The following is a 736-nucleotide window of genomic DNA, read 5'->3' on the forward strand; positions in this document are numbered from 1 at the left end:
CCGAACCGCCGAAGCTCCCCATGGCCGCCTGGATCAACAAGCCCGACGACCCCAGGCCCGACGATCAAACGATCCCGGCACAGCGATAGAACACTTCACCTGCCTTGATCACGTTGACAGGCTCCGCGTCGCACGGGGAGAAACAGCGGCGCCGCGCCCTGGCCGCCTCGGGAGGGGCTGGGGCGCGGCGGCTGGGACACCGGCCGGGCATGACGGGGCGGCCGTGCGGTCACCGAGCCGTGAGGCTCGGCATGCGCCCTCGCTCGGTGCCGGCGCGGTGTCAGTAACGTGGCGGCCCGCGAGCCGACTAATGCGGTGCTGAGAGTATCGATGCTCGAGGTTAGAGGATTACGGTCCAAGCCCGATGCCGCCGCCGTAGTAGCCGTTGTTGAAGCCCCCATGGTGGTAGCCGTTGTAGGTGTCGCGGCAGTTGCAGTCCTCACGCTGGTCGTCGTGACTGCCCTGCGCCTGCGCCTGCGCCTGGGGCGCGGCGGAGGCGGTGCCGGTCACGGGGGCCAGGAGGGCGGCGGTCATGCAGGCCAGGGTGAGGCCACGGGCGATGCGCTTCATGGTCGAGCCTTTCGGATCATGCCTGGAGCGGACCCGGCTGACGCTAAGTGGTCTGCGTCGTAAGTCCTTCGGGGGTTGATCACGCGGCCTTGGCGGCGGAGGATTCTTCTGGGTGATCGGCGGTGTGCTGGTCGAGCCTGGCCAGGAGATCGTCCAGGTCGGAGGT

The 736-nt window shown here is 68.8% G+C and carries 1 protein-coding gene; it reads right to left on the minus strand.

Annotated features, from left to right (window positions below; genetic code table 11):
• Nucleotides 1–348: 348 nt before the first annotated feature.
• Nucleotides 349–570 (minus strand): hypothetical protein, encoded by a 222-nt coding sequence (locus OTB19_RS43185; protein ID WP_267804333.1) that lies wholly within the window; start codon nucleotides 568–570, stop codon nucleotides 349–351.
• Nucleotides 571–736 lie beyond the last annotated feature (166 nt).

The organism is Streptomyces sp. H27-H5 (assembly GCF_026627505.1).
Taxonomy (GTDB): Bacteria; Actinomycetota; Actinomycetes; order Streptomycetales; family Streptomycetaceae; genus Streptomyces.